Source organism: Ruegeria sp. BHSA118 (genome assembly GCF_059613405.1).
Map to the genome: position 1 here is coordinate 48,284 of NZ_JBXWSM010000001.1, position 18,514 is coordinate 66,797.

The following is an 18,514-nucleotide window of genomic DNA, read 5'->3' on the forward strand; positions in this document are numbered from 1 at the left end:
AACATCTAAAAACCCGGCATCTGTTGTGTGGCGCAATGGATGCCGCCGCCAAGCTCTCCCAGCACATCCACGTCAAGCGTCACGACTTCACGTCCGGGGTGGTGTTTTGCAAGCGTTTCCGACGCGATCCTGTCTGTATCCGAGTCTCCGAACCGGGCCGCAATTACACCGCCGTTGCAGACGTAGTAATTGGCGTAAGAGGCCACGAAGTCCGGGTTTTTGACACGGCGGAAATGCGGCTCGGGTATCACGTCCATGTCGATGCCCACGGCAATGAGACGATCATGGGTGTCCAGCGCGGCCATGTGAAAAGGGTCATATTTGTCCGGTTCATCCGGCAAGTTGATGATGCCGCGACCGGGGCCGGTAAAGCGGGCCAGACTGTCAATGTGATAGTCGGTGATATCTTCGCCCCGGACACCTTCGGACCAGATCATGCGTTTGGCCCCATAGGCCGACAACAACCGGGCTTCGATCACGTCCCGAGTGAGGCCGGGATTGCGGTTGTCATTCACCCACGAGCTTTCATGCGCCATAAGTGTCCCATGCCCATCCTGCTCGACGGCACCGGCTTCGCCGATCAGCCCGGTTGGCAACAGGGGCAGCCCCAGCCTTTCGGCTACTCTGCCGGCTATTTTCGCATCATGTGCGTGAACCTGTTTTCCTCCCCACCCATTGAACTGGATCTGCTGGACCACAAGCGCGCCATGGGTATTGAACGCAAAGACCGGGCCTGCGTCCCGGCACCACAGATCTTCGGTCGGGACATCCCAGAGCTCGACCGCCGCAGAAAGCCGTTTGCTGATATCTGCGTGATGTTCCGATCCGGCGAGCATTGTGACGGGTTCAAAAGCAGAGATCGTGTTTGCGATTCCCGCAATGGTCCCCTGTACCATTTCCAGAAATACGGGGTCGGGATAGACGGTGCGGCTGACCGGCCATTGCATGAAACTGCGATGATGCCGGGCGTCTTCGGCAGGGACGTGGAAGCCTGTCGCGGGCTGCGCAACAGATTGGCCAGAGAAACCCGTCATACCCAACGCTCCTCCGACCACCAGAAATTCTCGCCGGTTCATGGCAAGTTGCCGACAGATCCGGCCTCAGCCGCGTTCGGCGCGTATGCCGTCAACGATCTGCTGCATCTGATCGGCTGGCAAATAGCCACGCAGCATCTCTGTGCCCAACACAAACGAAGGCGTACCCGAAATCTGCATCCGCTGGGCCAGAGCACGGGTACGGGTGATTTCGTCCGTCACGCGGTCGCTGTCCATTGCGGCGATGATCTCATCGCTATCCAGCCCCAAACCGTCCGAGATGCGGCGCAGGGCAACTTCGCTTGGCTCGCCGGTGAATTCCAGCAGGGCGTCATGGACCTGCTTGTATGCGTCGTCGCCCGCCACGTGTTTGGTGGCCACGGCAAAACGTGAGGACAGCACAGATGCATCACCCAGGATGGGGAATTCCTTGATCACAAGGCGGATGTTTCCGTCGTCTGCCAGCAGGCTGGCCACTTCGGGAACGGCACGGCGGCAATAGCCACACCGGTAGTCCATGAACTCGACCAGCGTGATGTCGCCATCCGGGTTGCCGCCAACCCAGCTGAACCCGTCATCGAACAGTTCATCCGCATTGGCGGCGACCAGTTCTTTGTCCGCAGCGGCTTCGGCGACGGCATTGCGCTCTTCCAGAATGTTGATGGCTTCGAGGATCACTTCGGGGTTTTCCAGCAGGTATTCGCGCACCTGGGCACCAAATTCCGCTTTCTCGGCATCGTTCATCGCGTTCAAGTCCAGCGCCTGCGCCGAGGTCGCTGCCATGGAAAGCCCCAGAAGGGCGGGTGCAGCATGTCTGAGGATCATTTCCGTTTCCTTTTGTCTTTGTCGAGTCGTTCCGACGCAATCAACACGTCTTGTGCCCTTTGCCAACCCGGGGAACCTTCGGGCAATCGTGCCACGGCGCGTTTTGCGTGAATTCCGGCATCTTTCAACCGCCCTTGCAGCGCATACCGCTCTGCCGTCACGGTCGACGCCATACCATCATTGCCGACCTGAGCATAGGCAACACCAAGATCCTGCAACAGCCTGGCATTCCGGTAATCCCGGGCGCGGGCTTTTTCCAGCACGTTCAGGGCCTGTTTGGTTTGACCCTGCGCCAGCAACGCCCGCCCGTATCCAGCTAGGATCAGCGCATCGTTCGGAGCCATTTCAACAGCGTTCCCGTACGCTTCAACAGCCGCGCCTATTTGCCTGTTTTCCAGAAGAATTTGCCCTTTCAGGTCATAATAGTATGGGTCGTTCGGGCGCAGAGTCAGGGCCTTGTCGATGGCACCACGCGCGCGATCCAAATCACGGTTCTGATGATGGGCCGAAGCCTCGCGCATCAGGCGGATGTCCTGGGCGGTTTCTTCATTTGCGCGCCGTAATGTCCAGCTGGGTGAGCGTAAAAAGGCCGACAATTTGCCTTTGACGCGGGCGAACCAGTAATCGGCATTGGCATTCGGAACGGCCTTGTCGCCGAACTCATCCAGAAACGCTTCGGCGGCGCGCAACCGTTCACGACTGGTAGGGTGCGACCGCATATACGGGTCTTGGTTGGCGACGCTCAGCAATTCCTGACCCGCGAATTTCCTGTGCAGCTCCACCATGCCGCTGGGGGAAATCTGAGCCCATCGCAGATAGCTTGCGGCGCTTCGGTCGGCCGAGGCCTCTTCGGCGCGGGTATGGCCCAGAAAGCTGCGGAATGCCGCGCCCTGGGTGCCTGCGGCGATGCCAATGGCGGCTTCACCCCCTCCGGCGGCAGCCGCAAGCAAGGCCAAAGCGGTGCCAAGGCCCGCATTGCGCCGCGCCGCCTTCAGGTTTTCGGCGCGGCGGGCCAGATGGCCATTCGCGATATGCGCCGCCTCATGCGCAATCACCGCTTGCAGCATTTCGGGGCTTTCGACCGTAAGGATCAGCCCGTAATTCACATAGATGGCGTTGTAGTCGATGACGAATGCATTGAACGTGTTGTCATTGACCACAAGGATTTGAACGCGATTGGTGTTCAGGCCGGCGGCGCGCAGAACTGGAAAGGCCAGTTCACGCAGGCCACGCTCGATATCGGGATCGCGGATCAGGCTTTGCCCATGGGATTGCGTTGCCGCCGCCAGCCAGACACCAACCGACAGGATCAGAGCCGGGATTGACGTCAGCAGGGATACGCGTTCAAAAGCCATGACTGCAACATGGGAGATGGGCATGAGAAACTCAACCCGGTCCGGGGTCGATCCCTTCATCGTGATGGACGTGATGGAGGCCGCGCGCCATGCGGAAGAAGCGGGCCGCCATGTGATTCACATGGAAGTCGGCCAACCCGGAACCGGCGCACCCAAGGGCGCGACCGATGCGCTGGCGAAGGCGATGGATCAAAGCCCGTTGGGCTATACGGTGTCTCTGGGATTGCCTGCGCTGCGAAAGCGTGTCGCGCAGCTTTATGGTGAGTGGTACGATGTGGACCTGAACCCGGGGCGTGTGGTCATCACGCCCGGATCGTCCGGCGGATTTCTGCTGGCTTTCACGGCGTTGTTCGACAGCGGGGATCGGGTTGGAATCGGCGCGCCGGGATATCCGTCTTATCGCCAGATTCTCAGGGCACTTGGATTGGTGCCGGTCGATCTGCCAACCGCGCCTGAAAACCGTCTGCAACCCGTTGCAGCGGATATTCAGGGAATGGGCCTGAAAGGGCTGATGGTGGCGTCTCCGGCGAATCCTACCGGCACGATGCTGGATCACGCCGCCATGGGGTCGCTGATCGAAGCAGCACACGGGCAGGGGGCGTCCTTCATCAGCGACGAAATCTATCATGGCCTGGAATATGAGGCCAAGGCCGTGACCGCGCTGGAACTGACGGATGAGTGCTATGTGATCAACTCGTTTTCCAAGTATTTCTCGATGACCGGATGGCGCGTGGGCTGGATGGTCGTGCCCGAGGATCAGGTGCGCGTGGTCGAGCGGATAGCCCAGAACATGTTCATCTGCGCGCCGCATGCCAGTCAGGTTGCCGCACTGGCCGCGATGGATTGCGAGGACGAGCTGCAAGCCAATCTGGACGTGTACCGCCGAAACCGCGCCCTGATGCTGGACGGGCTGCCCAAGGCGGGCTTTACGAAAATCGCGCCTCCGGACGGGGCTTTCTATGTATATGCCGACGTGTCTGACCTGACCGATGACAGCCGCGCATTTGCGGCCGAGATTCTGGACAAGGCCGGTGTGGCGGTCACGCCGGGTCTGGATTTCGATCCGCAACGCGGCCACACGACGTTGCGTTTTTCCTATGCGCGTTCGACGGTCGACATTCAGGACGGGCTGGAACGGTTGCGCGTTTTCATGACCCAGCGGAAGGTGATCGGGGAACCTGCCTGAGCCGTTCACAAATCAGCCCTTGTGGTATAGGCTGCCCGGCAAACGATCTCGGGAAAACTTGAGGCCATGAGCAGGATCTTCATTTGCGTCGCCCTGATCTGGGCGCTGTGCGGCAGTGCCGTCGCGCAGGATTTCAGTGCGCTGGCACGCATTCAACCCGACCAAAGCCGCATCACGGATGTGGGGCGAACCGGCGTTCGCGTGGATATCGGCCTGAGCCAGGGGGTGCCGTACCGGATTTTCACCTTGCAGGATCCTTACCGGATGGTTCTGGACTTCAACGAAGTGGACTGGACCGGGCTGAACCGAACGGATTTCCTGCAATCTGAACGCGTCAGCGGCGTGCAATTCGGTGCCTACGTTCCGGGGTGGTCGCGGCTGGTGTTGGAACTGGGTGCACCGATGGCCGTAGACACTGCCGAATTGTCAGTTGCCGAGGATTCGGGGGCCGCACTGCTGTCTCTCAACCTCAAGGGCACGGATTTTGATACTTTCAACGCAACCGCAGGTGCGCCGCGCAACTCGGGATGGGATCTGCCGGAACCGGCTGATGTGCCGCAGGTTTCGGCGCGCTCGGCAGACCGGCCGTTGCGCGTGATGCTTGATCCGGGGCATGGCGGGATTGATCCGGGTGCCGAAATCGATGGCGTTGATGAAAAAAACCTGATGCTGACCTTTGCCCGCGAACTGCGCGAAGTTCTCTTGCGATCAGGTGGTTATGAGGTGGTCCTGACCCGCGTTGATGACCAGTTCGTCTCGTTGGAGCGTCGGATTGCCCTGGCGCACCGGGCTGGCGCGGATCTGTTCATTTCGCTGCATGCGGATTCCCTGTCGGAAGGGAGGGCCCATGGGGCCGCCGTCTATACCTTGTCTGCCGATGCTTCGGATGTGGCCAGTTCAAAACTGGCTGAACGACATGATCGGGGTGATTTGATCTCGGGTATCGATCTGAATGGCGACGATGATCAGGTGGCCGATGTTCTTCTTGATCTGGCGCGCCAGGAAACGATGCCGCGGACCAGGTCATTGGCTAGCGCGATCGCCAATGGGATGGCGCAGCAAGGCGGGCCGATGAACCGCAAACCGCTGCGGACCGCTTCGTTCTCGGTTCTCAAGGCGGCTGATATTCCATCTGTCTTGATCGAACTTGGATTTCTGTCCAGCCCCAGAGATCGGGAAAACCTGAAAAATTCGGAATGGCGAGCGAAAATGGCGTTGGGGATCTTCCAGGGGATCGAAGACTGGCGTCAGCAGGATGTGATCCGCAAATCCCTGATTGGCCAGTGACCTTGCGGCGCAAACCGGCTAATATTGGCCATCGTGTTTTGACCCTACGCCGGGTCATCCCTATATAGGCGGCAGCGCGAGTAAAAGGCAGCAACGTGATCCGTTTCATTCTTTCGATTTTCGGGGCCATCTTCAGCCTCGTTACCTTGGGTATTTTCATGGTCGCACTGGTGATTGGTGCGGTGTTCTGGATGTATGGCCGGGACCTACCCAGCCATGAATCGCTGGCGCAGTACAAGCCGCCGACGATCAGCCGGATCTATTCGGGCGAAGGCCAGCTGATCGACGAGTTCGCGCAGGAACGCCGCTTGTTCACACCCTCTGAGGAAATTCCCGATCTGGTAAAACAGGCGTTTATTTCGGCAGAGGACAAGAATTTCTATACCCATCAGGGCTATGACCCACGCGGCATTGTCGCGGCAGGTGTCGAAGCGGTGCGAACCAAAGGCGGAACCGTGCGGGGTGCGTCCACCATTACGCAGCAGGTGATGAAGAACTTCCTGTTGTCGGGCGACCGCCGGGCAGAACGCAAGATCAAGGAAATCATCCTCGCCACCCGGCTCGAGGATACCTTGGACAAGGAGCAGATTCTTGAGCTTTACCTGAACGAGATCTTTCTGGGTCAGAACTCGTACGGTGTGACGGCCGCGGCGCAGACCTATTTCAACAAGACCTTGCAGGAACTGGCCCCGCACGAGGCCGCGATGCTGGCCGCGATGCCCAAGGCGCCGTCGGATTACCACCCGGTTCGGGAAAAGGAACGCCTGCTGGACCGCAGAAATTATGTGCTGCGCGAGATGCGGCAGAACGGTTACATCGATCAGGCGACCTATGAGGCTGAGGTCGAGATGCCGCTGCGCTCGGTCCAGAACGGCGATTTCGAAAGCTTCCGCACCGCCTTGCCGCCGCGCGACTACTTCACCGATGAAATCCGTCGTCAGCTGAGCGAGGACTTTGGTGAAGGTGAATTCTTTACCGGTGGCTTCACGGTTCGTGCGTCGGTGGACGAGGAAATGCAGGTCGAGGCCGCAAAGGCCCTGCGCACGGCGTTGCAAAAATATGACCGGTCGCGCGGAAGATGGCGCGGTACGGGTGAGGTGATCGCAGAAGAAAAGCTGGCGGATGAGGCCCAATGGCGACAGGCGCTGGCGCTGATGGAAATTCCGCGCGATGTGGTGCTGCCGACCCGCTGGTATCCCGCCGTGGTTCTGAATGTCTCGGATCAGCGACTTACCGTCGGGATTGAAGATGGCCCTGCTGATGGCACCATTCCCCGGTCCGATATCAAGTGGATGCAGGGTGATTTTGCGGCGAACTTCAAACGCGGTGATGTCATTCTGGTGATGGAAGGTGAAGAGGGGCAGTGGTCTGCCCGTCAGGTGCCCGAAGTTCAGGGCGCCTTTGTCGCGATGGACGTAAACTCGGGTCGTGTTCTGGCGATGCAGGGCGGGTTCTCGTATCAGGACACGGTGTTCAACCGCGCCACGCAGGCACAGCGCCAGCCGGGGTCCAGCTTCAAACCCTTTGTCTATGCCGCCGCGCTGGACAGCGGATACAGCCCCGCAACCATCGTTGTCGATGCGCCGATCGAAGTGAACACGCCGCAGGGTCTGTGGCGCCCCAAGAACTCCTCCAACAAGTTCTACGGCCCTACACCTTTGCGCACAGGGATCGAACAGTCGCGGAACCTGATGACCATCCGTCTGGCGCAGGAAGTTACAATGCCCGTCGTGGCCGGCTATGCGGAACGGTTCGGTGTCTATGACCGGATGGGCGCGTTTTTGGCCAACTCACTGGGGGCCGAGGAAACCACGCTTTACAAGATGGTCGCGGCCTATGCGATGTTCGCCAACGGCGGCCAGCGTGTGGAACCGACTCTGGTCGACCGCATTCAGGACCGGTTCGGCAAGACCATCTATCGCCACGATGACCGTCAGTGTCTGGACTGTAACTCGACCTGGCTGGAACCAGATGAATCGCCGACCCTTGTCACGGATCGCGCACAGGTCATGGATGCGATCACCGCCTATCAGCTGACATCGATGATGAAGGGTGTGGTCGACCGCGGGACGGCATCCAGAGTTGTGAATCTGCCCGTGCCAACAGCAGGCAAGACCGGAACCACCAACGAATCCAAGGATGCGTGGTTCATCGGCTTTACGTCGAACATCGTGGCCGGTTGCTACATCGGTTATGATCGACCGCGCCCGATGGGGCGGGGGGCTTATGGTGGTACCTTGTGCGGCCCTGTGTTCCAGAGCTTCATGGAAAAAGCCGTCGAAAAGTATGGCGGCGGGCCGTTCGAGGTGCCGGAAGGTGGTCACTTCATCAAAATTGACCGTTTCAGCGGCGCCCGCCTGCCGGATGACGCCACCGGTGACTATGTCGTGGCCGAATTCTTCCGCGATGGTGTCGATGGGTTCATCGACCGTGTTTATGACGGTGGATTTGCGATTGGTTCCGACCTGCCTTTGTTCGAGGAAGCTCAGCGCGCAGGTGTGCAGGTTCAGACCTCCACCGGTCAAACCATCACGGTCGGGCCCAAGGCCACGCAAGGCGATCTGAGTACCGGCGGCCTTTACTGACCGGCCGCGTCCAGAAAAAGGCGCAAAAGGTCGGCTTCCGGGTCGTTTTCGATGGCACCGCCGGATCGCCAGCAGATGGACAAGGCGCATTTGGCGGCTGCCCATTGGGCCAGCCGTTTCTCTGAAACCTTCATGGCTTCGGAATAGAGCGACAGGCAGGTTTCGATCTGCCGGGGATTGCGCACCAAATCGGTCATGCCTTTTGGGTGCCGCAATGCATTTGCCAGCTCAAAGGCCGGATCACCTGCATATCCTTTGGCATCGAAAACCCGCGGGCCATTGTGGGTCAGAACAATGTTGTCCGGGTGAAGATCCCCGTGCAGGGGCACCGGCGTGGGCTGGCTGATCAACAGGTGCTGACCCAGATTCATGGCGCACAGCATGTCCTTGCGCAGAAGGATTGGGCAGGCCGGAGCAAAGGCGCAGCCGAACAAAGGGGCGAACACCTGGTCCAGCGGTTTCAAGCCGTGGACAAAAGCGGTGGCCTTCCCATGCAGGCACGTTGCCATTTCTGCAAGGATCGCAACAGCGTCCTCAGGGCGTCCTGCCCGCGCGATGTCCCCCAAAGACGGACCTTCCAGCCATTCCATCAGAACGGCATTCCGTTCCTCGTCGAGAACCCGAACCGCACCCCGGTCATGCCAGGCCTCCAACAGCGCGGTCCCGGGTTCTTCGTTGCCGCGATCCGGTCCGCGATAGAGTTTCAGGGCGGCGGGCCCGTGTTCCGACTGTACCTTCCACACCCGCGCCTGGGCTGTCTCGGCAACCAGTTCCGGCTGATGCAATTCCCATCGATCCAGAAACTCTTTAAATGTGCCTTGCATTCACGTTCAGCCCGTCTTGTGGTGTCTCGCACCTCTTGCTATCACGCAGGCCTGATTGAGCAAGTTGGGACAAGACCATGCGCGCCGAAACCCAGAACACTGTGGCGGAAATCGAAAAGTCGCTGGAGCTGCTGGCGCAGCGCATGGACTATGAGACCGCGCCGCATCGCCTTGAGGAATTCAATGCGCGTGTCGAAGATCCCAACCTGTGGGACAATCCCGAAAAGGCGCAGAAACTGATGCGCGAGCGGCAGATGCTGGTCGACGCGATCGAGACCTACGAGTCCATCAAAACCGATCTCAGCGACAATATCGAACTGATTGAGCTGGGCGAGATGGAGGAAGACCAAGAAGTCGTTCAGGATGCCGAAGCCGCGATCAAGACGCTGAAAACCAAGGCCGCAAAAAAAGAGCTTGAGGCGCTGCTGGACGGTGAGGCCGACAGCAATGATACCTTCCTCGAAATCAACTCGGGCGCGGGCGGAACCGAAAGCTGCGACTGGGCGTCGATGCTGGCGCGCATGTATGTGCGCTGGGCCGAGAAAAAGGGTTACACGGTCGAGCTGCAATCCGAGACACCGGGCGAAGAAGCGGGGATCAAATCCGCAGCCTACAAGATTTCCGGCCACAACGCCTATGGCTGGCTGAAATCGGAAAGCGGTGTACACCGGCTGGTGCGGATCTCGCCCTATGACTCGGCGGCAAAACGCCATACGTCTTTCAGCTCGGTCTGGGTCTATCCGGTGGTCGACGACAATATCGAGATCGAGGTGAACCCGGCCGATATCCGCATCGACACCTACCGGTCATCGGGTGCAGGTGGTCAGCACGTGAACACTACGGACTCGGCTGTTCGGATCACGCACATCCCGACCGGGATTGTTGTAACCAGCTCGGAAAAGTCCCAGCACCAGAACCGCGATATTGCCATGAAGGCCCTGAAGTCGCGCCTGTACCAGCAGGAACTTGACCGCCGGAACGCCGACATCAACGCGGCGCATGAGGCCAAGGGCGATGCGGGCTGGGGCAACCAGATCCGGTCATATGTTTTGCAGCCTTACCAGATGGTCAAAGACCTGCGGACCAATTATGAGACCTCGGATACCAAGGGTGTTCTGGACGGCGATCTGGACGGTTTCATGGCGGCCACACTGGCCCTGAACGTGTCAGGCAAAAGCCGATCCGAGGCCCAGGGCGACAGCTAAGGTGAAGCGTAATAGCCCTTTTCTGAGCGTTCTGAAAGGGCACTGGCAGCTAATCCTGATCACCGGTCTGGTCTTTGCGCTCTGGAACACACCGGTTGCGGTTCCACTGAAGATACTGGTCGTCTTTCTGCATGAGTTGTCTCATGCGGTGACGATCCTGATGACGGGCGGCTCTGTCGAAGGCTTTTCGATCTCATCACAACAGGGCGGCGTTGTCGTTGGCCGGGACGGCAATCGCTTTCTCAGCCTGTCTGCCGGATATCTTGGTTCACTGGCGCTTGGCATGGCTCTTTTGATCCTTGCCCTGCGAACACGGGCCGACCGCGCCGTTCTGGCGGGTTTTGGCGGCGTCATGTGTCTGGTGGCGGTGATGTATATCCGCGACCAGTTCGCCCTTGTTTTCAGCATCGGAACCGGGGCTGCGATGATTGCTGCGGCGTGGTTTCTGCGCCCGGATGTAAGCGATCTGGTGCTGCGCGTGATCGGATTGACCAGCATGATCTATGTCCCTTTCGATATCTTCGATGATACGATCCGACGGTCCGGCGCACGGTCGGATGCTTTCATGCTGGCCGAGGAATTCGGTGGCTCTGCCATGTTGTGGGGCGGGATCTGGCTGGTGCTCAGCTGCATCGCGATAGCTCTTTGCCTGCGCTACTGGCTTGGGGCCGACAGCAACCTGCATTTTCGCAGATCAGCGCGCTGACCTTGCCGTCCGGGACAACGTTGAAAAGATACATGTAAACAGTGGGTTTAAATGATCTGAACTGCCCGCTAGGCTGCTGGAAACAACAGCAGAATGGCGCGCCATGGACCTGACCCGGATATCGGCAACAGACCTTTTGAAACAGTTGGCCAACCGGCAGGTTTCAGCCTCGGACGTGATGCGGGCCACGCTGGATCGCATCGCCAAGGTCAACGGTGAGGTGAATGCCATCGTCGCGCTAAGGGATTCAGATGGTTTGATGGCCGAGGCGAAAGCCCGTGACGACGGCCCGATCATCGGCCCGCTGCACGGCCTTCCAATCGCTGTCAAGGATCTTGTGAATGTGGCGGGCGTCGTCTCGTCGCAAGGATCACCAGTTTTTCAAGACCACGTGCCAGCCAGCGACGATCTGATCGCCGCCCGGATGCGGCAAGCCGGTGCCATCCTGATCGGCAAGACCAATACGCCGGAATTTGGGTTGGGATCGCACACGTTCAATCCGGTCTATGGCGCAACACGCAACCCTTATGACGCCAACCGTACCTGCGGTGGCTCATCCGGCGGCGCGGCGGTTGCTTTGGCGACCGGCATGGTTGCGCTGGCCGATGGCTCGGACATGATGGGCAGCTTGCGCAACCCGGCGGCCTGGAACAACGTTTATGGTTTTCGGCCAAGCTGGGGCAGGGTGCCTTCCGATCCCGTGGGGGACAGCTTTTTGCACCAGTTGTCGACACTGGGCCCCATGGCGCGCCGCCCCGAAGATCTGGCTGTTCTGCTTGACGTCATCTCGGGTCCGGACCCGCGCTTGCCGCTGGCCGTTGAAAGTGCGCCGGTGTCGCCGGTGACCGCCGCGGATCTGCAAGGGCTGCGGATCGGGTGGCTTGGCGACTGGGGGGGCGCCTTTCCGACCGAGCCCGGTATTCTTGACATCTGCAAAGACGCGATGGGCGTGTTCGAAACGCGTGGCGCGCGGGTCGAGGACGTCGCCCCGCCTTTCGATGCCGAAAAACTCTGGACCAGCTGGATCACCTTGCGGTCGTTCAGCGTAGCTGCCGGGCTGGAACCCTTGGCATCGCAAAAGGAAGATTTGAAAGACACGGCACAATGGGAACTGGATCGAGGTCTGGCAATGAGTGCGATGGAGGTGCACCACGCCAGTGTCATCCGCTCGGAATGGTTCCGTTGCGCGGCGAACCTGTTCGAACAGTTTGACGCGTTGGTTCTGCCCTCTGCTCAGGTCTGGCCGTTTTCGGTTGATTTGCCTTACCCGACAGAAATCGCGGGCCGGGCCATGGATACCTATCACCGATGGATGCATGTCACGATACCGGTCAGCCTGATCGGCCTGCCATGTCTGGCCATGCCAGCAGGGTTTGGCGCGCAGGGCCTGCCGATGGGGTTTCAATTGTTCGGGCCCAAAGGATCGGACCGGAAACTGTTGTCAGTCGGAGCGGCTTACCACGCCGAAACCAATTGGCCAAACAAGAGGCCGGCGATGCCATAACGCCGGTCAGGGAGGAGGAAGACAATATGGAAAAACCCTTTGGTGTTCCGGATATGCGACCGGTCGATACCACCATGCTGCGTACTGCATTGCAGCGCGCCTGGGCCGACTTTCGCCGCGCGCCGCTGTTCGGCCTGATTTTTGCGGGGTTTTACGTACTGTCCGGGTGGGCGATGGCATGGGTTACAGTTCAGACCGGAACAACTTTCTGGCTGGTTCTGGCGGCCATCGGGTTTCCGCTGATCGGCCCGTTTGCCGCTGTTGGTCTGTACGAGGTATCGCACAGGCTGGAACAAGGCGAGCCGCTCGATTTTGGCGCGATCTTCGGGGTCGTGATGCAGCAAAGCCGCAGACAGTTGCCCTCGATCTGCGCGATCATAGTCGTCGTGTTTCTTTTCTGGTTTTTTCTGGGGCACATGATCTTTGCCCTGTTCATGGGGTTGGCGACGATGACCAACGTGTCGACCTCGCTTGAGGTGTTTCTGACATTGAATGGCCTGACAATGCTGGCAGTCGGCACGGCAGTCGGGGCGGTTTTTGCAACCGTACTGTACATGATCACCGTTCTGTCGATCCCTTTGCTGCTGGACCGCGAGCTGGATTTTGTAACGGCAATGATCACCAGCTTTACCTACGTGTCAGAGAACTTTCCGGTGATGATGGCCTGGGGTGCTTTCATTGCGGTGCTGACATTTCTGGCGATGGTGCCCTGGTTTCTGGGGCTGCTGGTGGTTTTGCCGTTGCTGGGACATGCCAGTTGGCATCTGTACCGGCAGATCACGCGGAACGATGAAGGGAAAACACCAACCTGAGACGGTAGGTTACAAGTGCTGAGCCACGTTGTTTGTCGACAATCGCGCAGCAGCAAAAATGGCCGTCGAGTCGTGCCCAAGGTATTTCAGCACAACGGGTTCGGGCGTTGTCGCATTTGTCGGGCTGATGACCGACCCACGCCAATGAACTGCCGTTCCCGTAGGGTCCGGAGAGATCAGATAGACCCGGCTGTTCTGACCTTCCCGCTGGGAGGTCAGCATATAGACAGTGTCACCGCTTGAGGCCGCTATCCCCTGTATTTCCCGCGCTTTCGGTGTTGCCTCGGGCATTGCCGCACGTGACACGTAGCCACGGATCAACGTACATTGGGCCAAGGGTCGGGCGTGCAGCAGGGTCATCCGGTGTTCAGCCGAAAGGCTTTCGATCACCGCGTAGAACCCGGGTGAAAACGGGGATTTCTCGATCGCATCCGCACCAGAACCTAGAAACTCTGTCAGGGCCGGAGTTGCGGGGTGTTCTTCGATCCTTTCGATCTCGTCCAGCGGTTTCAGAAGAACACGGGCATCCACATCGAAGAACCGGCATATACGGTCCAGCACATCCGGTCTGGGAACGCTTTCACCGGAAAGGTATCTGTTGAACTGGGTGCGGTTTACGCCAAGTTGGCGGCACAGCGCCGAGACCGAGCGGTATCGCTTTGCCAATTGCCGAAGGTTCGCACCAAACATTGCGCGAATCTCGGCCGGACTACGAATATCGTCAGTCATGGGTGCCCACGTCTTGCTAAGTTTCCGGAAGAAACCGTCAACGCACCGACGCCGAAGCCCGGTGCATATTCAAAAATCGTACAGAATGACCCCAAGCAACGTATCCCCACGTCGCGTTGCGGCGACAAGGCTAACGTTCCCATGTGTAAAGGCAATAGGCTTTATCTGAAAATGCCTGATCTTTTTCGGGAAAAGCCGACCCTATGGCAATTTTAGCGCAATCAGATCGCCAGAGTTGAATTGCAAATCGCCGGCCACCTTAAAAAGTGTTCCCGCCTTGGCTGCAAGACAAGTGCCAAGGCGGGACAGGTCGGTCAATTGCCGCGCAGCAGGGCCGCCACGCCGGTACGCGCGATTTCCATCAGGCCCAGCGGGCGCATCAGGTCGGCAAACGCGTCGATCTTGTCGGGCGCACCGGTGATTTCGAAGATGAAAGAGTTCAGGGTGCTGTCGACAACATTGGCGCGGAAGATGTCGGCCAGGCGCAGGGCTTCGACCCGCTTGTCGCCTTCACCCACGACTTTGATAATGGCCAGTTCGCGTTCAACCGAAGGACCTTCGACAGTCAGGTCATGCACGTCATGGACGGTCACGATCCGGCCCAGCTGCGCCTTGATCTGCTCGATCACCTGCGGTGTGCCTGTGGTGACAATGGTGATGCGGCTCAGGTGTCCTGTGTGATCCACCTCGGCCACGGTCAGGCTTTCGATGTTATAGCCGCGGCCTGAGAACAGACCGATCACACGAGCCAGGACACCGGGTTCGTTCTCGACCAGAACGGCAATGGTATGGCGTTCCTGCACGTCCGAGAAGGTAGGTCGTAGGTTATAGGCCGAATGGCGGGTGGCGCCTTTTTTGATATGTAGGGCAGACATTTATGTCCCTTTCATCATCCTTGACAGGTTGAGCACAGCGCGGCGCTCAACCAAATCCGTCGAATTTTGTTAAACCAGAACCGAGCCTTTGCTGTCGATCACGCCCTGCGTTTCCGCCTCGCCCAACAGCATCTCGTTATGGGCTTTGCCCGACGGGATCATGGGGAAGCAGTTCTCGTGCTTTTCAACCAGACAGTCGAAGATCACCGGGCCGTCATAATTGATCATCTCCATGATCGCATCGTCCAGATCGGCGGGATCCTTGCAGATGATCCCCTTGGCCCCGAAGGCCTCGGCGAGCTTGACGAAATCGGGCAGGGCTTCGGACCAGGAATGTGAATAGCGCTCGCCATGCAGCAGTTCCTGCCACTGGCGGACCATGCCGAGGCGCTCGTTGTTCAGGATGAACTGCTTGACGGGCAGGCGGTACTGAACGGCCGTGCCCATTTCCTGCATGTTCATCAGCCAGCTGGCCTCGCCGGCGACGTTGATCACCAGAGCATCCGGATGCGCCATCTGCACGCCAATCGAGGCGGGGAAGCCATAACCCATGGTGCCCAGACCGCCCGATGTCATCCAGCGGTTGGGGTCTTCGAACCCAAGGTACTGCGCCGCCCACATCTGGTGCTGGCCGACTTCGGTGGTGATATAGCGATCATGCTTTTTCGTCAGTTCTTCAAGCCGTTGCAGAGCGTATTGCGGTTTGATCGACTTTTCGCTGTTGGTGAAGGCTAGGCAGTTGATCTTGCGCCATTCGGCGATCTGCGCCTGCCATTTCTTGACGGCTGCCGCATCGGTCTTGCGCCCGCGTGACTTCCACACCTTTAGAATGTCTTCCAGAACATGCGCCACGTCGCCGACAATCGGGATGTCCACGCGGATGACCTTGTTGATCGAAGACGGATCAATGTCGATATGGGCTTTCTTCGACTTTGGAGAGAACGCGTCAATGCGCCCTGTAATCCGGTCGTCGAACCGTGCACCGATGTTGATCATCAGGTCACAGCCATGCATTGCAAGGTTCGCCTCGTAAAGGCCGTGCATCCCCAGCATACCCAACCAGTTTTCACCCGACGCGGGATAGGCACCCAGACCCATCAGGGTTGAGGTGATCGGGAAGCCGGTGGAATCCACCAGTTCGCGCAGCAACTGGCTGGCTGCGGGGCCAGAGTTGATGACACCACCACCCGTATAGAAAACCGGCTTCTTGGCTTTTTCAATGGCTGCAATAAGCTCGTTGATTTCCTCCAGATCGCCTTTCAGCACAGGCTGGTAGTGCGAGGTTGAAGGTTTCGGACTGTTGTATTCACCCGTGGCAAACTGCACATCCTTAGGAATGTCGATCAGAACCGGGCCGGGACGGCCCGACTTGGCCACATGGAACGCCTCGTGCAGCGTTTCGGCCAGTGAATTCGTGTCCTTTACCAGCCAGTTATGTTTGGTGCAGGGGCGTGTGATGCCAACGGTGTCGGCCTCCTGAAAGGCATCCGATCCGATCATGAAGGTCGGGACCTGTCCGGTCAGAACCACAATCGGGATCGAATCCAGCAACGCATCGGTCAGGCCGGTAACGGCGTTTGTGGCACCGGGACCAGAGGTTACAAGCGCAACACCAGGCTTGCCGGTCGACCGCGCATAGCCTTCGGCGGCGTGGATTGCACCCTGTTCGTGTCGCACCAGAATGTGGCGAATGTCGTTTTGCAGAAAGATCTCGTCATAGATCGGTAGGACGGCGCCACCGGGGTATCCGAATACCGTGTCCACGCCCTGATCCTTGAGGGCCTGAACCACCATCTTTGCGCCGGTCATCTCACGTGTCATCTGCTTTGCTCCGTTCGCGACATGTGTCTTGCGTTTGACAAAAAAAAGCCCCCGAATTTTCGGAGGCGCATGGGTTCGATTATGGTTTACCGTTACCGGCCCATGCGCGTGGTTCCTACGATTACGACTAGCGTTCTCATCGCCAGAGGCTCCTTTTTGCTTGGAGGCGACATTATGGTCGGGGGGAAGGGGCGTCAACAGGCAATTGCACCAATTTTCTATCTCAGGGGCGGTATTTTGCGACATTTTATTGCGCAGATTGCCGCATGTCGGGAATTTCCGGGAATTCCGCGGGTAAATTGGCCGTTTTGTGTGCGGATAAGGCGGTCTGAAAGCGTCAGGCCGATGTCCGAAACGGGCATGATCATTAGTTTTTTCTGCGCCACGCTGAACGTGCAGGGGGCAAAACCCGGAGGCTTGAAATGTTGCAGGACCTGGTTGATCTTGGCCGCTATCCAATCGATCGTCCGGATTCACCGGCTTATGATCGGCTGATCGAGGATTTGAGACGCGAGTTGGAGCAGGATGGATGTGCTGTTCTGCCGGGTTTCGTGCACGAAGCAGGGGTCAAGCTTCTGGTGCAAGAAGCCGAGGGGGTGGCGCCCAAGGCGCACCGGTCCTTCAACAGAACCAACGCCTATTTCACGAAGGACGATCCAAGGCTTGGCACCGCCCATCCGATCCGCCGGTTCTATGATCGTTCGAACGCCTTTGTCCCGGCGGACAATCTTTCGAACTCCGGCCCGTTACGGAGAATCTACGAGTTCGACGGCTTTCTTCCCTTTGTCCGCGATGCCCTGAATGAACCCGAAGACCGCTTTTTCCGCTACGATGATCCATTGGCGGACGTGATCATCAATGTCGTGGAAGAAGGGCAGGGCTTTCCCTGGCATTTCGACACCAACAACTACACCGTGACGCTGGCCATCCAGAACGGAGAGACGGGCGGCGCGTTCGAGTACGCGCCCAACCTGCGGACGGCGGAACGTGAAAACTTTGATCTTGTGGCCTCGGTTCTCGATGGGAACATGGGGCGCGTTCGCCGGCTGGAGCTGCGGCCGGGGGATTTGCAGATTTTCAAGGGCCGGTATTCACTGCACCGGGTTGCTCCGGTCAGAGGCAAGCGCCGCCGTTATGTCGGCATCTTTTCCTTTGTCGAGGCTGAAGGCATGTGCGGTGGGGTCGAGCGGACGCAGCAGTTGTATGGCCGCGTTTTGCCGCATCACCACAAGCGCGCGGGGCTGCGAAAGGATCAATTGCTGGATTGAAGGTTCAACCTCGGTAGAATGCATCTGTTTCCTGTCCGGAGAGTCAGATGCCTAGGATATTGCAGCTTACACCATTTGTGTTGTGCTCGTCCCTGAAGGACCAGATCGACTTCTATTGTGATCGCCTTGGGTTCACCTGTGGGTTCACGCAGGACAATTATGCCTTTTTGAAACGTGGTCCTGTTGCGATCCGCCTTTTGGAGTGCCCACCCCGGGATGACGGCAAGCCATTGGGTGATGAACACTCCTTCTATATCGATGTTGAAGATATTGATGGGCTTTATGACAGCCTGCGCGACCGATTGGCCGATCTGCCCGAAGGCCGTGTCAGGCCGCCGTTCAATCAGCCCTATAATCAGCGTGAATTCCACGTTCTGGACGAAGACGGGACATTGGTTTTTTTCGGAGAAGGTCTTGGACCCGGCGGGTAGCGCTCCCGCCCATCGTCAACACGCCTGTGGCGCGTATCCTCTGGTTGGGCCGGGCAGCGCTGCGCGC

The 18,514-nt window shown here is 58.7% G+C and carries 16 protein-coding genes; 9 read left to right on the forward strand and 7 right to left on the reverse strand.

The features are described from left to right. Nucleotides 1–5 precede the first annotated feature (5 nt). The 3 genes from AC2FNN_RS00260 to AC2FNN_RS00270 are packed head-to-tail and all read right to left on the reverse strand — an operon-like array spanning nucleotide 6 to nucleotide 3,238. A complete protein-coding gene (locus tag AC2FNN_RS00260) occupies nucleotides 6–1,076 on the reverse strand; it encodes an agmatine deiminase family protein (protein ID WP_496755769.1) in 1,071 nt (356 codons plus the stop codon). A 24-nt stretch (nucleotides 1,077–1,100) separates the two neighbouring features. Next, nucleotides 1,101–1,859, reverse strand: coding sequence for a DsbA family protein (locus tag AC2FNN_RS00265; RefSeq protein ID WP_496755770.1), 759 nt, complete (start codon nucleotides 1,857–1,859; stop codon nucleotides 1,101–1,103). Next, nucleotides 1,856–3,238, reverse strand: coding sequence for a M48 family metalloprotease (locus AC2FNN_RS00270; protein WP_496755772.1), 1,383 nt, complete (start codon nucleotides 3,236–3,238; stop codon nucleotides 1,856–1,858). Before AC2FNN_RS00270 ends, AC2FNN_RS00265 begins: the two co-directional genes overlap by 4 nt. Here AC2FNN_RS00270 and AC2FNN_RS00275 point away from each other — a divergent pair. The 3 genes from AC2FNN_RS00275 (at nucleotide 3,237) to AC2FNN_RS00285 (ending at nucleotide 8,272) form a co-directional block, all read left to right on the forward strand. Beyond that, a complete protein-coding gene (locus AC2FNN_RS00275) occupies nucleotides 3,237–4,400 on the forward strand; it encodes a pyridoxal phosphate-dependent aminotransferase (RefSeq protein WP_496755774.1) in 1,164 nt (387 codons plus the stop codon). The genes AC2FNN_RS00270 and AC2FNN_RS00275 overlap by 2 nt on opposite strands. A 66-nt stretch (nucleotides 4,401–4,466) precedes the next feature. Next, nucleotides 4,467–5,687, forward strand: a complete 1,221-nt coding sequence (locus tag AC2FNN_RS00280; RefSeq protein WP_496755775.1) for an N-acetylmuramoyl-L-alanine amidase — start codon at nucleotides 4,467–4,469, stop codon at nucleotides 5,685–5,687. 95 nt (nucleotides 5,688–5,782) lie between these two features. Then, a complete protein-coding gene (locus tag AC2FNN_RS00285) occupies nucleotides 5,783–8,272 on the forward strand; it encodes a penicillin-binding protein 1A (protein WP_496755777.1) in 2,490 nt (829 codons plus the stop codon). Here the strand turns inward: AC2FNN_RS00285 and AC2FNN_RS00290 are convergent. After that, entirely contained in the window at nucleotides 8,266–9,096 is an 831-nt protein-coding gene (locus tag AC2FNN_RS00290) for an aminoglycoside phosphotransferase family protein (protein ID WP_496755778.1), read from the reverse strand. The two genes, AC2FNN_RS00285 and AC2FNN_RS00290, sit on opposite strands and share 7 nt — an antisense overlap. 77 nt (nucleotides 9,097–9,173) lie before the next feature. Here AC2FNN_RS00290 and prfB point away from each other — a divergent pair, with 77 nt between their 5' ends. From prfB to AC2FNN_RS00310, 4 genes are all read left to right on the forward strand, one after another. Next, nucleotides 9,174–10,301, forward strand: a complete 1,128-nt coding sequence (gene prfB, locus AC2FNN_RS00295; RefSeq protein ID WP_496755780.1) for a peptide chain release factor 2 — start codon at nucleotides 9,174–9,176, stop codon at nucleotides 10,299–10,301. A gap of 1 nt (nucleotide 10,302) precedes the next feature. Beyond that, nucleotides 10,303–11,007, forward strand: a complete 705-nt coding sequence (locus AC2FNN_RS00300) for a M50 family metallopeptidase (RefSeq protein WP_496755781.1) — start codon at nucleotides 10,303–10,305, stop codon at nucleotides 11,005–11,007. A gap of 103 nt (nucleotides 11,008–11,110) precedes the next feature. After that, nucleotides 11,111–12,511: an amidase gene (locus AC2FNN_RS00305; RefSeq protein WP_496755782.1), complete on the forward strand. Its 1,401-nt coding sequence runs from the start codon at nucleotides 11,111–11,113 to the stop codon at nucleotides 12,509–12,511. A gap of 26 nt (nucleotides 12,512–12,537) precedes the next feature. Further along, complete coding sequence (locus AC2FNN_RS00310) at nucleotides 12,538–13,323, forward strand: DUF2189 domain-containing protein (protein ID WP_496755784.1); 786 nt, start codon at nucleotides 12,538–12,540, stop codon at nucleotides 13,321–13,323. A gap of 9 nt (nucleotides 13,324–13,332) precedes the next feature. Here AC2FNN_RS00310 and AC2FNN_RS00315 read toward each other — a convergent pair whose 3' ends face one another. The 3 genes from AC2FNN_RS00315 to AC2FNN_RS00325 form a co-directional block, all read right to left on the reverse strand. Continuing rightward, complete coding sequence (locus AC2FNN_RS00315) at nucleotides 13,333–14,052, reverse strand: helix-turn-helix domain-containing protein (RefSeq protein ID WP_496755785.1); 720 nt, start codon at nucleotides 14,050–14,052, stop codon at nucleotides 13,333–13,335. 314 nt (nucleotides 14,053–14,366) lie between these two features. Next, a complete protein-coding gene (gene ilvN, locus AC2FNN_RS00320; RefSeq protein WP_496755786.1) occupies nucleotides 14,367–14,927 on the reverse strand; it encodes an acetolactate synthase small subunit in 561 nt (186 codons plus the stop codon). Between the two features lie 69 nt (nucleotides 14,928–14,996). Further along, nucleotides 14,997–16,748: an acetolactate synthase 3 large subunit gene (locus tag AC2FNN_RS00325; RefSeq protein ID WP_496755788.1), complete on the reverse strand. Its 1,752-nt coding sequence runs from the start codon at nucleotides 16,746–16,748 to the stop codon at nucleotides 14,997–14,999. A 422-nt stretch (nucleotides 16,749–17,170) separates the two neighbouring features. Here AC2FNN_RS00325 and AC2FNN_RS00330 point away from each other — a divergent pair, with 422 nt between their 5' ends. Further along, nucleotides 17,171–18,016, forward strand: coding sequence for a HalD/BesD family halogenase (locus AC2FNN_RS00330; protein ID WP_496755790.1), 846 nt, complete (start codon nucleotides 17,171–17,173; stop codon nucleotides 18,014–18,016). Between the two features lie 47 nt (nucleotides 18,017–18,063). Beyond that, a complete protein-coding gene (locus AC2FNN_RS00335) occupies nucleotides 18,064–18,447 on the forward strand; it encodes a bleomycin resistance protein (protein WP_496755792.1) in 384 nt (127 codons plus the stop codon). Nucleotides 18,448–18,514 lie beyond the last annotated feature (67 nt).